This window comes from Candidatus Cloacimonas sp., from assembly GCA_035403355.1.
Classification (GTDB): Bacteria; Cloacimonadota; Cloacimonadia; order Cloacimonadales; family Cloacimonadaceae; genus Cloacimonas.
Genome location: DAONFA010000015.1, coordinates 28644 through 46002 on the forward strand (window position 1 = coordinate 28644; position 17359 = coordinate 46002).

General features: G+C 40.5%; 11 protein-coding genes. All 11 read right to left on the reverse strand.

The features are described from left to right. Nucleotides 1–297: 297 nt before the first annotated feature. A complete protein-coding gene (locus PLE33_05115; GenBank protein ID HPS60624.1) occupies nucleotides 298–3102 on the reverse strand; it encodes a T9SS type A sorting domain-containing protein in 2805 nt (934 codons plus the stop codon). A 472-nt stretch (nucleotides 3103–3574) separates the two neighbouring features. Further along, nucleotides 3575–5740 carry an ABC transporter ATP-binding protein gene (locus tag PLE33_05120; protein ID HPS60625.1) on the reverse strand — a complete coding sequence of 722 codons (2166 nt, stop codon included), beginning with the start codon at nucleotides 5738–5740 and terminating at the stop codon, nucleotides 3575–3577. Next, on the reverse strand, nucleotides 5740–7491 hold the full coding sequence (locus PLE33_05125) for an ABC transporter ATP-binding protein (protein HPS60626.1): 1752 nt from the start codon (nucleotides 7489–7491) through the stop codon (nucleotides 5740–5742). The genes PLE33_05120 and PLE33_05125 overlap by 1 nt, the downstream gene beginning before the upstream one ends. A gap of 111 nt (nucleotides 7492–7602) precedes the next feature. Continuing rightward, nucleotides 7603–8457: an RnfABCDGE type electron transport complex subunit B gene (locus tag PLE33_05130; protein HPS60627.1), complete on the reverse strand. Its 855-nt coding sequence runs from the start codon at nucleotides 8455–8457 to the stop codon at nucleotides 7603–7605. Nucleotides 8458–8471: 14 nt separating this feature from the next. Beyond that, nucleotides 8472–9074, reverse strand: a complete 603-nt coding sequence (locus tag PLE33_05135; GenBank protein HPS60628.1) for an RnfABCDGE type electron transport complex subunit A — start codon at nucleotides 9072–9074, stop codon at nucleotides 8472–8474. Then, on the reverse strand, nucleotides 9074–9664 hold the full coding sequence (locus PLE33_05140; GenBank protein ID HPS60629.1) for an electron transport complex subunit E: 591 nt from the start codon (nucleotides 9662–9664) through the stop codon (nucleotides 9074–9076). Before PLE33_05140 ends, PLE33_05135 begins: the two co-directional genes overlap by 1 nt. Further along, nucleotides 9661–10251, reverse strand: coding sequence for an RnfABCDGE type electron transport complex subunit G (locus PLE33_05145; GenBank protein ID HPS60630.1), 591 nt, complete (start codon nucleotides 10249–10251; stop codon nucleotides 9661–9663). The genes PLE33_05140 and PLE33_05145 overlap by 4 nt, the downstream gene beginning before the upstream one ends. Further along, nucleotides 10248–11351 carry an RnfABCDGE type electron transport complex subunit D gene (locus tag PLE33_05150; GenBank protein ID HPS60631.1) on the reverse strand — a complete coding sequence of 368 codons (1104 nt, stop codon included), beginning with the start codon at nucleotides 11349–11351 and terminating at the stop codon, nucleotides 10248–10250. The genes PLE33_05145 and PLE33_05150 overlap by 4 nt, the downstream gene beginning before the upstream one ends. Nucleotides 11352–11360: 9 nt before the next feature. Then, the gene (gene rsxC / locus PLE33_05155; protein ID HPS60632.1) at nucleotides 11361–12674 is read right to left on the reverse strand and encodes an electron transport complex subunit RsxC; all 1314 of its coding nucleotides are present in this window, start codon (nucleotides 12672–12674) and stop codon (nucleotides 11361–11363) included. A 1132-nt stretch (nucleotides 12675–13806) separates the two neighbouring features. Beyond that, the gene (locus tag PLE33_05160) at nucleotides 13807–15057 is read right to left on the reverse strand and encodes a glyceraldehyde 3-phosphate dehydrogenase NAD-binding domain-containing protein (protein ID HPS60633.1); all 1251 of its coding nucleotides are present in this window, start codon (nucleotides 15055–15057) and stop codon (nucleotides 13807–13809) included. Nucleotides 15058–15083: 26 nt separating this feature from the next. Next, on the reverse strand, nucleotides 15084–17359 hold a 2276-nt coding region (locus PLE33_05165), incomplete at its 5' end, for a PEP/pyruvate-binding domain-containing protein (GenBank protein HPS60634.1).

Sequence of the window (17359 nt, forward strand, 5' to 3'; positions counted from 1 at the left end):
TAATCTGTGAGCTAAATTCTAATCTGTGTAATCCGTGTAATCTGTGAGCTAAATTCTAATCTGTGTAATCCGTGTAATCTGTGAGCTAAATTTTTTTCTGCGAAATCTGCGAGAACCTAACCTGCTATCTGGTATATGCAATTGTGCAATTTAGAAGAAAAAGGAAGCCCTGAATTTCTTCGGGGCTTCCTAATTTATCACTTATTAACCAGCTAACCAGTTCACCTGTTAACCAATTAACCTGTTCACCTGTTAACCAATTAACCTGTTAACCAATTAACCTGTTAACCAGTTAACCTACTTTGCCAGCAGCATTTTGCGGGTTATTGTTTTACCGGCATTATTTACACGGTAGAAATAAATTCCGCTGGCTACTGTTTGGTGACTATCATCCGTGCCGTTCCAAACAACTTTCTGATAACCGGCATTCATATTTTCGTTTACCAGGTTACGAACCAGCTGTCCTTTCAGGTTATAAACCTTCACGCTGGTTGGTCCGCTAACAGGTATGCTGAAGCTGATAGTCGTTTCAGGATTGAAGGGATTAGGATAGTTATTCGCATCCAGAACGATAGGTGGAAGGGAAGGATCATTGATATCAACTCCACCTTCTACTATGGCATGGACAAGAATTTCACCTGTTTGGACAAGTTCCCAGGAACCACTCACATTTTTGTAGCTGTAACCATTGGAGCTGGTATCCAATCCTATTTGCGAGGCATTAGTTGTCTCCAGAATTGCAACATAGAATTGTTGATCGTTCATTTGCGGTGGATTAGGCAAAGTAATATAGTTCCAACCGGCAACTACTGAACTTGCGGGATACTGATATTGAGGCATAACTTGAGCTCCAGGCATTCCATCTGTTCCGTTGGCATCATAAACACGAACAACAATACCTGCTGTTCCTTGAGTGTGAACATATACTTTTACATAATTCAAATTAAACTGGCCGCCATGGCTGAATTTAACTGCCATAAGCTTGGTGGGTCCTACACTAAATCCTTCTTCCGCAGTTCCGTCATCGTGATTAAGCTCATAATGTGATGCTGGTAACACAAAAACATTCACTGTATTGGAAGCACCGGATTCGTTGGTACCATACATTGCGGTAGCATAGTAGCTATGAGGTCCGCCGGGAACATTGGTATCACTGTAAGTTAATGAAGTTCCTGCTACATCAGCAAGAAAAGCACCATCCCGATAAATCTTATAGGAGGAAACATTTCTGGTGGGAGGAAGTTCAGTATGGGAAACACCAAAACTGCCTTCAGCAAAGGAATTGTTCATTGGCAGTTCACCTAAAACATATTCTTTGCCATTAGCGTCAGCTACATACACTTGAATAGTCCAATTATAAGTAAGAGTAGCGCTTTCAGCCGTAAGAGTATGCCAATTATTGTTCATATAAATCATATTGCCGTAGCCCTCAACTTGAGGTCCGGCATCACAACCGGCAGGATAACCACCTGTAGCATTACAACGATAACCAACCATAATTGTGGTAGCTTCGGGAATAGTATAAGGTGTATTTAATACTACTTCATTCCAGGCATCAGCTGTAATAGTATTAACTGGTTGATCGTAAACCATAACTCCAGCAGCTCCTGTCCAAATGCGAACGGCATAAGTACAAAGAGTAGTGGGCTCTGAAGGAACGAATTTTATTTTGGTAATATTCATTCCCACATAAGGATAGATACTGTTTGTTTCGCCTAAAGCATCCCATTTGGCAGCTACGTTAAAATCAGCGACACCATTTGTTCCTATGGAATTTCCAGCTGGTTCACCACAATAATAAATCCAGCCCTCTTCACCACCGCCACCTCCACTGCCAGGTTCATCCCAGGTAAGAACAACAGTGCTTCCATTCACGGTAGCTGCTAAATTTTCGGGAGCAGCAATAAAGACATCATTGTAGATCTTGAAATCATCAATACGGATACCTGTTCCACTTGGAGTATCAGCATCGGATTGGAAAAACCAGCGGAAAATTGCCGTTTGACCATGATAATTGGTGATAAATCCATCCAGAGTATAGCTTTCAGTCATTGAAGCCCAAGAACTTGGAGCATCGCTATAAACATAGTTATTCCCATTAGGATCGTCATAAGGATTACTCATATAGTGCCAGGAAACACCATTATTTACAGAAAATTCCCAACCAAAATAATCACAATCGGGGAAGGCATCGGGGTCTGTAAAACTACCTGTTATCATAAAATCCACACGTATATCACCGCTTGCCGGTAATTCAATTGGAGGGCTTACAAGATAATCCAACATACTAACATTATAAGTTCCGGAAGCATTTTGGCAAATCATACAATTAGTTGGTGAAGGAGCTGTTGCATCTGTCCCCAAATGCCAAATGTCTCCACCAAGTGGAACCATAGAAGTCCAAGTCATTTGACCGTCATCCGTTCCGTTATTACTGTATCCACCAAAACTGATATCATCTACCATCATTCCAAACATTGCAGGTGCATCTCCTGTACTGTAAGCAGGGTCGGAAGCAAAAGCAAAACGGATTTTTACACTTTGACCTACATAAGAGCTGAGGTCAAAAGTGGCATTAGTCCATTCCCGCACTCCACCCCAACCGGGAATTCCTGTTCCTTCGCCATGCTCATAACCGAAAGAATAAGCAGATGAAAAATCATAAGCTGGATTGCCGGTTATGGGAGTCCAGGTGGTTCCGCCATTAGTGGAAATCCTTACATTGCAGGCATCCCAACCATCATAGGGAGGGTTGGCAGAAGGGGTTTCTACATTATGACGCAGTTTGAAAGTTAAAGTGGCATTAGCAGTAGTTAATGTTCTTGCCGGGGTATCCAAAACAAGATACTGATGGTTATAATAACCGCCAATATTTGTTCCCTGAGCTAAAGCCGGGTCACCCATCCACCAGACATTTCCCTGAGTTCCGCCAAAATTGTAAATATGCCAATTATTGGGAGAAAAAGAGCCGTCAGAATGAGTCCAGCCAGTAGCTCCGGATTCAAAATCTTCGCTATAAGCAACGATTTCATAGCGGCTGCCATTAGCAAAGATCGCAGTTACGATTGTAAGGGCTAAGATTATCAGCCAATACTTTTTCATTGATCCTCCTTATAGATCAAGTAATGTTTCTTTTTTTATTGTTGCAACGGAAGGTTGATGTCCTTGTTCCACCTGCCTGCGTTTTCGTTACCGCATAAATCGTAATAACAAAAAACCGTGGTTGCCAGGGGAACGACAGGAATGTCGTTCTTCCGTTCCCGGAAGGTTGACCTCCCGGTCAACCAAACCTGAAAGGTTGATGTCCTTGTTCCACCTGCCTGCGTTTTCGTTACCGCATAAATCGTAATAACGAAAAACCGTGGTTGCCAGGGGAACGACAAGGATGTCGTTCTTCCGTTAGCGGTAATTCGTAATAACGAAAAACCGTGGTTGCCAGGGGAACGACAGGAATGTCGTTCTTCCAAATAACACTCTATATACAGGAAATACAAAATCTCTTAACGCCAAATTCTATTTCCCTATAATAATAACATATTTCAAACCTGCAAATCTGTCAATCACTTTTTACATATTAAGTGTATTGCAGACGGTATAAGTCATAATATAAGCCGTGTTTATCCAAAAGTTCAAAATGCGAACCCTCTTCAACAATTTCTCCTTTGTGCAGCACTAAAATCCTGTCCACATTTTGGATAGTAGAAAGGCGATGGGCTATAATAATAGAAGTTCTATTCTCTATAACTTTGTTTAAAGCATCTTGAATAAGGAGTTCGGTTTCGGTATCTATATTGGAGGTTGCCTCATCCAGAATAAAAATGGAAGGATTATAAGCCAGCACTCTGGCAAAGGCAATAAGTTGCCTCTGTCCTGTAGAAAGAGTAGCTCCTCGTTCCATAACCTGTTCGTTATAACCTTGAGGTAGTTTTTGGATGAATTTATCGGCATTAACATATTTTGCCATCCGAATTATTTCTTCATCGGTAAGGTCTTTTTTATTGAGAGCGATATTATCTTTTATGTTTCCCGAAAAGAGAAAAACATCCTGTTGCACGATTCCTACATTCCTGCGTAAGTCAGCTATAGAATAACTATGAATATCTTTACCGTCTAAAAGAATTCTGCCTTTCTGATAGGGATACATTCCCAAAATAAGATTTACGATAGATGTTTTACCGCTACCTGTATGACCAACGAGGGCAATTTTTTCTCCGGGAGCAACTTTAAAGCTAATATCTTTCAGAATCCAATCTTCTTCATTATAGGCAAGCCACACATTTTGGAATTCAATTTCACCTTGCAGTTTAATGTTTTTATGCTTTTCCTCTCTGTAATCATCAGGGGTAAGTGCCATCAAATTAAATATTCTTTCTGCACTTGCCATGGCACCTTGAAGGATGTTGAATTTTTCTGAAAAGTCATTGATGGGCTCAAATAATTTATTAATATATTGGGTAAAAGCCATCAGCAATCCGATGGTAATTACATTTTGAAGAATCTGACCCCCACCATACCAAATAATTAAAGCCACAGCTATCTGAGAAGAAACATGGATAATAGGACGGAAAAAGGCAAATAACCTAATCTGCCGGATAGAGGCAAGATAATATTTTTGATTGATGGAGGCAAATTCCTGCCGCTTATGAAAGTATTGATTGAAGAGACGGATGATTTTCTGTCCTTCAATGTGTTCAGCCAAAGTTGCGTTTAGAACTGCAAGATGCTTACGCACTTCCCGATAGATAACTCTGGTTTTTTTTCTGAAAATAACAATTACCCAAATTACCAATGGCAAAATGCTGAAACTGACTAATGCCAGACGCCAGTTCAAAGCTAACATCAAAACTACAATCGTAATTATTAATATAACATCTTGAATGAGAGTTATGACTCCTGAAGCCAGCATTTCATCAATAGCACTAATATCGTTAGTAACGCGGGTAACTAAACGTCCTACCGGATTGGTATCAAAGAACTTCGTCGGCATTTTTTGCAGATGGGCAAAAACATCATGGCGTAAATCAGCCATCGCCTTTTGGGAAAAATAGGAAGTGCTTACAATTTGAAAATAACTGGCAACAAAGCGCATAGCTATAATAGCTAAAAAGATTAGTGCTAAGATTAATAACTTATGCACTGCTTCATTGCGAATATTCAAGCGTTCTATTTTGGGAAGCTTATTCAGTTCTATTTTGGGAAGGGCAATTGTTTCCGAATCTATTCTAAACCATCCGGAAAGATTTGCGCTATCAGGATTTAGATTTTCCGGCAGATACTTCTTTAGAATTTGAACATTCTTTTCATTTGCGCCTCCCAGAAAAACCGTTTCATTTTTTAGAATCCCCTTTGCCTTCAATGCCATCAGATCGGTGCCGTTTATTTTGTTCCGGTCTTTGGAATTGATTACGATAAAGGACTTATTACCGTATTGATATTCTTTAAATCCCAGTTTTTGATAGCGGTTTATAAACTCGCGGTATTCTTTGTCTCCGGAAAAAACAGCAATGGACTTGTCGGATACGATATAATCATCAATCGCCGATCGCTGAATTAAGGGAATTATCACTTCCGCTCCGGAAATCAGCATCAAGAACAGAAACGAAATAATTACCCATTTGAGGTAGGGTTTCAAGTAACGAATCATATTGCCGAAAAGCCGTTTGTCATATATTTTGGTTTTCAGCTCATCTTCATAATAGGTACCTCTTCCTGCAGTTCCGCTACCTCCACCACCGTGCATTATTCTTCTTCTCCTTCCAACCGGGCTCTAATTCTTTGCTTTTCATAGAGGTCTTTGTAAAGCCCGCCTTTAGCTAAAAGAGTTTGATGAGTTCCCTGTTCATAAATGATTCCTTCATTGATAACGATTATCAAATCGGAATGCTGCAGGGAAGAAATACGATGGGCAATAATCAGAGTCGTTTTCCCTTTTCTAATTTCAATTAACCGTTCCAGAATTTTACGCTCAGTTTTGGTATCTACAGCGGAAAGGGCATCATCCAGAATCAGGATTTGAGGATTGGTAAGCAAAGCCCTGGCAATTGCTACCCGCTGTTTTTGACCTCCGGATAAAGTTACACCTCTTTCACCTACAATGGTCTCAAATTTGTGTTCAAATTCCATTATTTCATCATAGACCTGTGCTGTCTTAGCTGCCTCAAAGACCTCTTCATCCGAAGCATCAGGTTTTCCCAAACGAATGTTATCAGCAATGGATTCAGAAAACAGAAAAATATCCTGCGGAACTAAAACAATATCTCTTCGCAAAACATTCAACGGAATAGTATAGAGTTCATAATCATCTATATATATACTGTTCCGGGGAGGGTTATAAATCCTGACCAAAAGTTCAATTAAAGTCGTTTTCCCGCAGCCGGTAGGACCAACGATTGCCAGTGTTTTTCCAGCTTCAATGCCTGCCGTAATATTGTTAAAAACTAAAGGTAGATGTTCTGCATATCTGAAAGATAAATTCTGGAACAGGATTTTACCTTCCAAAAGCATAATCTTCTCATCCGCCAATTTATCATCAATTTCCGGTTTAACTTCAAATATATCGTTCAACCGTTTTAAGGAAGCAGTTCCTCTTTGATACATATTCACAATTTGACCAATGGCAATCATAGGCCAAACAAGCATTCCGAGATATTGGAAGAAAGCTATAAAACCGCCTACGCTGATATCTCCTCTAATTGCAGATTTGCCTCCAAAATAGATAGTAATTATCATACTGATGCTTACTATAAAACCCATAAAGGGATGAAATACGCCTGCAATTTTAGCCAGGGACATATTTTGATGGACAAAATTCTGCGAGACCTCGTCTATTTTATCCAGCTCTGTTTTTTCCTGACAGAATGCTTTCACTATTCTGATGCCGGATATGGTTTCCTGAACTCTTCCGCTTAAAGTAGCAAAACTTTCCTGAACTGCTTTGAAGCGAATATGCACTTTCTTGCCAAAATACATCACGGTTAACGAAATAATCGGCATAGGAAGGACTGCTAATAATGTCAACTTGGGATTTATAGAAACCATAAAAGCAAAAGAAGCAATGGTCATTAAAACAATATCCATTGCCGAGATTAAACCCATTCCAAACAGCATCCGCACCGCATTTAAATCATTTGTGGCATAAGCCATCAAGTCACCTGTTTTGCTTTTATTAAAGAAATTCTGGGATAACCTGAGTAAATGATCGTAAAAATCCTGGCGTAAACTCTTTTCAATGCTATAGGAATTGCCTATTATTAAAATTCTCCAGAAAAACCTTAAAACCATCACCGCTATTGCAAAGGCAAAAATAATTAAAGCAATCCAAAGCAGACCCCGTTGGTCTATAGTCCTTTCCTGAATATGATCTATTGCATATTGCATTACTTTCGGAACCGCAAGCTGCACCAGATCCACCAGAATTAACATTATCATTCCACCCAAAATTCGGGTGTAGCTCTTCTTCAAATAAGGAAGAACAGCATCAAAAGTTCGCATTTTACTTCCATTATAAAATTTAGTTCAGGAAAACAGTTAGACCTTACTTTTTGCTTATACCCAAAAAGCGCAAAGTCCATTGTCAAGCTTTCAAAGCTGCTATCAACCTTTCTATCGCATTGCTGCTTTCAGGTCTATGATAGCTTTTGTAGGACAAACAGTAGCACAGGTTCCGCAATCGGTACATTTACTGTAATCAATTCGGGCAATATTATTCTCTACTGTAATTGCCTGAGCCGGACACTTTTTAGCACACAACCCGCAACCAATGCAGGGCTTATCGGCTCCGCAATTTTGTTTGGGTAAAGGATTTTTATCCTTAGAACTGCAGGCAATAAACACATTCTTGCTTTCCGGAATAAGCATTATCAATTTCCGCGGGCAGGCAGTTACACAGGCACCGCAACCGGTACATTTTTCTCTATCAATAATCCGCAATCCGTTTTCATCAACGCTGAGAGCATCAAATTTACAGGCAGCTACACAATCATTAAAACCAACACAACCCCAGGAGCAAAGATTTGGTCCGTCAGCAATATTTACAGCTGAAAGGCAGCTTTCAATACCCTGATAGGCATACTTCCATTTAGTGTTGTTTTTCCCACCACTACTGCAATGGATAAAGGCAATTTTTCGTTCTTGGGCAGTTGCTTTTTTGCCCATAATGTTAGCGATTTTTTCTACTACTTCAGCGCCCCCGGGAGCGCATAAATTCAATTCTTTTCCTTCATTAACAATAGCAGTAGCATATCCTGAACATCCGGGTTGACCACAAGCACCGCAATTAGCTCCAGGCAGAACTTCCGTAATTTGCTCAATGCGTTCATCTACAGTAACGGGAAAGACCTTGGAAGCAAAAGCAAGAATAAGCCCGAAAATCAAACCCAGCGAACCCATTATAACAACCGGAAGCACTATGGCAGATGTTCCGGCTGCAGCCAAAGGCACAACAATTAGATTAAGCATATATTACCTTTCCTTTAAAACTTCATTCCCATAAAACCGTAAAAAGCCAAAGCCATTGTTCCGGCAAGAATTAAACCGCTTGGCATTCCCCGCATACTTTTGGGCATTTCTATCATTTCCAGTCGTTCTCTAATTCCCGCCATTGCCAAAAGCACAAAAGTAAAACCAACCCCGGAAAGAAAACCGTTTAACACAGCCCAGATAAAATTATATCGCGTTCCATCCGCCAAGGGAGTAATATTCAGAATTGCCACGCCTAAAACAGCGCAGTTAGTTGTAATTAAAGGAAGATAAACGCCCAGGGATTTATACAGGGCAGGAGAATTCTTCTTAATAAACATTTCTACAAACTGCACCAAAGCAGCAATCGTTAAAATGAAAGCCAGGGTCTGCAGATATTCCAGTTTATAGGGAACCAGCAAATACTGATATATCAAATAGCAGAAAGCAGAAGCCAGGGTCATTACAAAGATAACAGCCATCCCCATACCGAAAGCGGAATCCATTTTTTTGGATACCCCAAGATAGGGACATAACCCTAAGAAACGGGAAAGCACAAAGTTCTGAATGAGAATGGCAGAAATCGCCATCGTAAAAAGTTGTCCGAGGAATCCCATTATTTCTTCTCCTTCAGCATATTCATCAATGCCATCAAAAGTCCTAAGGTAATAAAGGCACCGGGAGCCAGCAAAGTAATCAGCATTGGATCATAGGTCTGGGGCATAACTCTTATATTCAACCAGGTGCCGTTACCTAAAATTTCACGGATTGTAGCCACTACGGACAGGGAAAGGGTAAAACCAAGCCCCATTCCAATACCGTCGGCAATAGAATTGATTACATTATTTTTATTCGCATAAGCTTCCGCTCTGCCCATTATGATGCAATTCACTACAATTAAAGGAATAAACAGACCTAAGGATTTATGCAAAGCCGGTAAATAAGCAGCCATACTCATATCCACTATGGAAACGAAAGCAGCTATTACAATTACATATACCGGAATACGAATTTTATCGGGAGTTATGTTCTTAATCAGCGAAATAAAGATATTGGAACAAATCAGCACAAAAGTTGCCGCCAAACCCATTCCAATAGCATTATTTACAGATGTGGAAGTTGCCAGCGTAGGACACATCCCCAAAACAATCACGAAGGTAGGATTTTCCTTGATGATGCCTTTGGTTAATTCTTTCATAAAGCTCATTTGTTCACCTCTTCTTCTGCCTGTGTTTTTTCAGTAAGAGCTGTCCGGGCTAAGACCTGTTTTTTTAGTGTTTCAATTGATACCTTCAAAGAATTTGTTACGGCACGGGTAGTGATAGTAGCACCGGTTATGGCTTTAATGCAATTGGGAGGAACGCCACCGTCTTTATCTACAATTAATTGTTCACTTGTTTTACCTTTAAACTGGTCGGTAAATTTGGGCTGCGTGGAATTTGTTCCCAAGCCGGGTGTTTCCGTTTGCTCAATCACTTTAATCGCAATTATCTGAAAGTCCTTATTTAAGGCAGCCATAGTTTTTACTGTCCCGTTATAGCCATTTTTTTGGGCTGTAAAAACATAGCCCTTCACTTCGCCTGTTTTATTGTCTTTGGCAATATAGTAAGTAATTTCTCCGTTCACTTCCTCAAAATCAGAATCAGGAATTAGTTCCCGGCGGGTTGCTTCCGCCTCTAAGGTTTTAATTTTCTGAATTTGAGGACTGGTTAATGTATTTACATAAGCCAAGAGTGCAGTTGCCACAACGCAGAAGGCAAGCAATATTAAGCCAAGCTGTAAATATATTTTCATTTTTTTACCCTCCCAAATGCTTTGGGCATAGTAAATTTATCAATTAGAGGGGTTAACACATTCATAAACAGAATACCGTAGCTTACGCCTTCAGGATAGCCACCATACAAACGAATTACTACTGTTAAAATTCCGCAGCCGATAGCAAAAATTATTCTCCCGCTTTTGGTTATCGGGGTTGTTGTATAATCCGTCGCCATAAAAAATGCGCCTAACATCAAGCCGCCGGAAAAAATATGGAAGAATGGCAACATAGGACTAAAACCTGAACCTTTCAGAGGAGCCAAAAAGAAAGAGAGCACAAAAACTGTTCCAATATAGAAAAGGGGAATTCGCCATTCAATTATGTTTTTATAAAGCAAATAGGCAGCGCCTAAAAGTAACGCAAAAACACTAACTTCACCAATGCAACCACCGATATTTCCCCAGAAAAGATTTTTTAAGGTAGATAAATCGGTTAAGTTTGTAAATATCCGATTAGCCAAATCAACACCTTGACCCGTATTGGCACTTAGCGAAGAGACAAAACTGCTATCTCTTAAGGTTTGAGCTACTTTTAAAGGAGTAGCGCCGGTTACCAGATCATAAGCTTTGGGCGATAAACTATTCAGGTTTACGGCTATCACATTAGGATCGGTTATTCCGCTTAAAACTCCACCTTTGGGTTTTGCCCATCCGGCTGTCATCAGGGTAGGCCAGGAAGCCATTAAAAAAGCCCTTCCCAAAAGAGCAGGATTAACAGGATTATTACCTAAACCGCCAAATACCTGTTTGCCAATTGCAATTGCAAAAGCAGCACCCAAAACAGGAATCCACCAGGGTGCTCCAGCATTTATATTATAGGCAAGCAACATACCGGTTAAAAAAGCACTGCCATCGGAAACGGTAATCGGAACTTTTCGTAATTTTTGAATCAGTGCTTCCGTAACCATTGCTGAAACAGCACCTAAAAGAGTAAGCAGCAGGGATTTTATACCCCAGTAGTAAACAGCGAATATTAGAGCCGGAATTAACGCCAGCACCACATTCCACATCACATTTTTGGTTGTGGTCTGATCATGAAAATGAGGAGCTGGAGAAACAATATATTTATCTTGCATTTTCTTCACCTACTTTTTGGCTTCAGCATAACGAATTTTGCCGTTATCAATATATTGCACCAAACGAATTTGCGCAGGACACACATAAGCACAGGCACCACATTTCATACAATCATTCAGTCCGGAACTCACTGCCAGTTTCTGATTATCATATTTTACGGCAGAAACAATCATACAGGGAACCAAATTCAGCGGGCAAACATCTACGCAGCGAGCACAACGCAAACAATTTCCTTCTTCATTTAACCGGGCTGATTCTTTATTCAGTAAAACCAATCCCCCACTTCCTTTTCCCATTGTTGCCTCTAAAGAAGGAAGCGCAAAACCCATCATCGGTCCGCCGCAAATAACCTTGCCGATTTCTTCTTTTGTTCCACCGCAAAAATCCACCAGTTCAGAAAACGGAGTTCCAATGCGGGCTAAAAGATTTTGGGGCTTAACTACAGGAGAACCGGTTACCGTTATAATCCTTTGAATTAGCGGTTTTTTGTAACGAATTGCTTCATAAACGGCAAAAGCAGTTCCTACATTTTGTACCACTACCCCAATTTCCAGGGGAAGACCTCCAGCAGGAACTTTTCTTTTGGTAGCCGCATAAATAAGCTGTTTTTCCGCACCTTGAGGATAACGCAGTTTTAGAGTAACTACTTCAATATTGGGTTCATTTTTTGTCAGCTCTTGCATTTTTTCTATGGCATCGGGCTTATTGGCTTCAATTCCAATCATTCCCTTTTTGGCTGATAAAATCTTCATAATCAGTTTTAAACCCTGCAGAATTTCTTCACCTTTTTCCAGCATCAAACGATGGTCACTGGTTAAATAAGGTTCGCATTCTACTCCGTTTAAAATAACCGTATCTATAGCTTTATCGGCAGGAGGAGAAAGTTTTACAAAAGTAGGAAAACCGGCACCGCCCATTCCACAGATTCCGGCATCACCAATTCTTTTTTTCATTTCCTCAATCGGTAAATCCATAAATTTTTGTTCATCTACAAGCTCTATCCATTTGTCAGCACCATCTCCGGTAATTTGAATTGCCAGGGAACTGGAACCCGTAGCATTGGGAAAACGGTCTATGGCAGTAACTTTTCCGGAAATTGAGGAATGTTGACTAAGCGAGACGAAACCTGTTGCTTCCGCAATTTTTTGTCCCGTTAAAACCTCATCGCCCACAGCAACAATTGGCTTTGAGGGAGAACCAATATGCTGGGATAGATGGATAGATACTTTTTGGGGTATTGGAGCTTCAGTTATAGGCACAGAGGCACTATACTTCTTTTCATCCGGAGGATGAACACCTCCAGGAAATGTTTTTAAGCGCATTAACACTCCCTTTGGCTTGAGTTCCTCAAGTCGTGATTATCAAATTTTGGGAGCATATTTATAGTTGCTCATTTATAGGCAAGTAAAATTTTTTAAGGGAGTGAAATATCACTTGATAGCAAGATAGAAAGATGGCAAGAAAGCAGAATATAGAGATAGCAAGATAGCAAAATAGAGAGATGGCAAAATAGAGAGATAGCAAGAAAGCAAAATAGAGAGATGGCAAGAGAGCAAGATAGAAAGTTGGCAAGAAAGCAAAATAGAGAGATAGCAAGATAGCAGGATGTTTGCACTTACATATATTCCATATTGAAAAGACATAAAAGGAAAATAAGGTTTAGAAGGTTGAGAAGGTTGAGAGGGTTGAGAGGGTTGAGAAGGTTGAGAAGGTTGAGAAGGTTTAGAGGGTTGAGAGGGTTGAAACGGTTTAGAAGATTGAGAAGGTTGAGAAGGTTGAGAAGGTTTAGAGGGTTGAGATACCTTAAAGCTCCTTAGGGCGACATCGGAAGGTTGACGTCCTCGTCAACCACCCCTTACGCTTTTTCCCCCTTACCGAAAGGTAATTGGTAACGAAAAAAACCTGGTTTCTTATGAACGACGAGGACGTCGTTCTTCCTGAAAAAAAAGCCCTTTAGGACGACACAATTATAGCGATGGCGGCGTATTCCAGGTTCTTTTCCTGGATTGGTATTTTAGGAGCACATGGTAGCTCCTTTTTTTGGTACCGGCGGACGCCGTTCCGCCGAAAGCCGTTAATCAGTATTTGGCTAAAAACGGCGTGTACAAGTAGCTCTTTTTTGGTACCGGCGGACGCCATTTTTATTCGGCGCTACAGCGAGCGCCGGTACAAAGAACGGCGGAACAGCGTCCGCCGGTACAAGGAAAGATTATTTAATAATCCCTAAAATCTATCCAATCCTGTTCATCCCAGGCCTATTCAATCCCTTTAATCCATACAATCCTGTTCATCCCAGACCTATTCAATCCCTTTAATCCATTCAATCCTCTAAATCCTGAAATCTTTAAATCCTCGTTTCTAAAATCCTTGTCCTGAAATCCTCGTTTCTGAAATCCTTGTCCTGAAATCCTTGTTTCCGCCTCTTGCAATATATTCCTAATATCCCCGTTCACTTCAAATCGTTTTTTCCTCTATATAGTTAGTCAACCGGGAAAGGCAATTGACATAAGAGCCGAGTTCGTTATCATACCAACCGAAGATTTTGGCATGCGTAACCGGCAATTCCAATGCCTTATCCGTTTCCATCCCTTGAGCAGCCAAAGTTGAAACAGGAATTGTGACAAAGCCGGTTCTGGTATGTGTTTCATGTGCTTCAATAACAACAGCAGCCATAGTTCCAATCATATCTGCCGAAACATTTTGCCTCTCACTGAATATCAGCAGGTCTTTTAGTGAACCCTCCGATGCTTTTTGGTAAACATCATTAATCAGTTTACGGCTTACCAACGGTTCTCCCAATTCATCCAATTCCGTATGGAAAGTAACATTTAAGTTTATAAGTGAGACGGTTGTTGTAGGAATGCGAACGCTATCTGCCATAAAACCGATATGTTTAATTTCGGGCATCACTTGTTCCAGAGCTTTAGTAACTCCTGTAGTAGAAAGAATAATATTATTCAGGACGCTTCTGGATTTCCTCAAATCCGTAGCATCGGTTTTAGGAACGCTATCTAAAATGGATTGAGTATTAGTAGCGGAATGAATGGTGCTCATAGAAGCAGTCAATATTCTGGAGGTTGCCTGATTTTCCATAAGCGGTTTAAGCATATAAGCCAAGCCGGTTGTAGTGCAGGAAGCAGCAGAAATGATGTTATGTTCACGAGGGTTAAATTCCAGGTGATTGATGCCGTAAATTATTGTCTTAGCATAATCCGGCATAGAATTTCCGGATTTAATTTTGAAAGGTGCGCTGCAGATAACTTTTAATGCTCCTGCATCCAAATGACCGTGTAAACAGGGTTTTCCGGAATCTGAGCGCAAAGCGGGGTCTAAAAAATTGCCCGTGCAATCAACTACAATTCGCACTCCTTCGTTCAGCCAGTTAATATCTTTTGGGTCGCGAGCCGTTCTTAATATTTTAATCGGGATGCCCTCAATTTCCAAAAGAGGTATATCCTCATCAAGGATTTTAATTTCGGCTTTTTTACCTACCACTCCATAGAGAAACTTGTGGATAGAACCGTAAGTGCTATCCATTTCAATAACCTGAATAAGGTCATCCAGATTTTTGCCTACCACCCTGCCACAGTTTACTACGATTCCATCAAAATGCCTAAGATGTATCTGGTTCCATAACAATAGTTTGCCAATTCTGCCCAAACCATTGATACCCAGCAGTTTTTTGTTTCCTAAGCTCAGTTCCATTTTGATTTCTCCTTATATTTTTTATTTTATAAACAATGCATGCTAACTAAAGGATAATGCCCTGAATAAATAGCTCCGCTGGTAGCATCCAAAGCTACTTTATCGCCTGCCTGTAAATAGGTTTTCCCAATTCTGCACTTTGCCTCGGTATCTAACACAACCAAATCTTTACAGTTTACAATTCCAATTATGCCCAAACGAGTAGCTGTAACTGCAGCGTGGGAAGTTACTCCCCCTCGGGAAGTTAACAATCCCTGGCACTCAAAAAGCAGTTCCATATCATCCGGAACGGTATCGGGACGCACTAAAATCAGCGCTTCTCCGCAAGGGGCAAATTTTTCAATATCTTCTTTGCCGAAAACGATTATGCCGTTCACAGCTCCTTTACCGATACCGATGCCAAAGGCAAGTTTTTTCTGATCACCTTTGGTAGTATCAAAGACCTGATAATCAGGAGCTTTTTGGATAACCTGATCCCGGGTTTGTAAAATATATAATTGCTCAGGAGAAGGACCCTCAAAGGTAAATTCCATTTCCTGATGGGGATAGTTTTTATCTTCAATCAGCTGTCTGGCATAGCGTAATAGAGCATTGTAAATTGCCGGAAAGGTATTTTCCAGGGAATTGTTATTGGCTGTTTTACTGTGCAAACATTGAATTTCCGATATAGGCAAAGTATGCACCAAACCGGCTACAACATCTTCTCCCTGGCTGCAAAGGGTAAAATCGCCATTCAAACAAATTCCGCTCTCTTCGCTAAAGTCATAATGAGTAAACAAAACTCCCGTTCCCGATTCCAGAGAAATATTACCTAAAACCATTTTCTGGATAATAACTGCAGTGCCCCATTCATCGGCAATATGTAATTTTTGTCTGTATAACCGGGCTCTATCCGTGTTCCAGCTATCCAGCACACGCGAAATTGCCTTGTATAGTTGCATAAAGGGTTCCTGTTCCAGTTCTATATTATGCAGAGTGAGCACTTTTTTATAGTCCTGCACCATCTCCTGCATTTGAGCACCCGAAAATTGTGTTTTCAACTCTATGTTGAACCTTTTTTTATAGTTAATCATCACTGCATCAAATTCATCCCGGGGAATGCCATAAGCCATACCCCAGCTTTGAATCAGGCGTCGGTAACAATCCCAGGCAGTCCATCCATAGTTTGGACGCAAAGAAAGTTTATAGGTAACTTCGTCCGTTAAACCGATATTTAAAAAGGTATCCATTGCCCCCGGTAAACTCATTGGAGCTCCGGAACGGACAGAAAGCAATAAGGGTTTTTCCGGATTGCCTAAAACAAGGTCTGTATTCTTTTCCAGAATATTCAAATTTTGCCGGATCAAGGCATCCAGTTCATCTGAAATATCAGGATGAGTATTGATAATTTCCCGATGGCGAAAAAGGTCTGTAGTAATAACAAATCCAGGTGGAACAGGAAATTCATATTGGAGCATCCTTTTCAGGAAATATGCTTTAGAGCCCAACAGCACCTGATTTTCAATACGCGAGTTTTTCCTGTTCAGATGAAAAAAGAGTTTATCGGGATCGTAATTCATCACTTTGGGAATATCATCCGGCTTAAAAAGATGTTTCATTTGAGCAAGGGATTCCAGGATTTGGGTAATAAAATTATCCAAGCCCTGCACCAGAAAGGATTTGGAAAGCAGATTGCGGTAAAATTCTTCCGCAAAAATCTCGGTTTCCTTTGAGCTCCGCTGCCCTTTTCCTTTTACCTTGGCTACCATTCGTAATCCAATTTGCCTCAACTGCGTTTCATAAAACCGGTAATAATACTCGTTGATTATTTCCACTACGCTATCCTTCAGCAGCTTGAAAATATCCAGATATTGGTCTATAGAAAGGTTGCTGAGATATTGAGACGATTTTAACATATTTAAAGCCGAACCATAGGCATCGCTGGTAACCAGAATTTGTTTCATTGCATAGTCATAGAGCTCCAGAATGCGAATAATTCTGCGCAATGTTTTACCTGTGATGTAACTCAGGTTCAGCTGTTGCACATTACGCTCAAAAAGGCGCCTGACAACATTTTCAATCCTAAAAATCATTCCCATCGCTTCCAGTTTGGGCTCGCGATACATTCCATACATTGAAGGAATACCTGCCGCAATATGTCTTTTGTAATAGATATTTTCCCAGGCGGTTGTAGTTTGAGGGTCTAAGATAACGCTGTTCATTTTTCCGATGTAGGAAAGCAGCTGCCTAATCGTGCTGTCATAGTCCTTTCGGTCAAAACTATGGGCAAGACGATTTTGTTCATTAGCATCAAACCAACTGT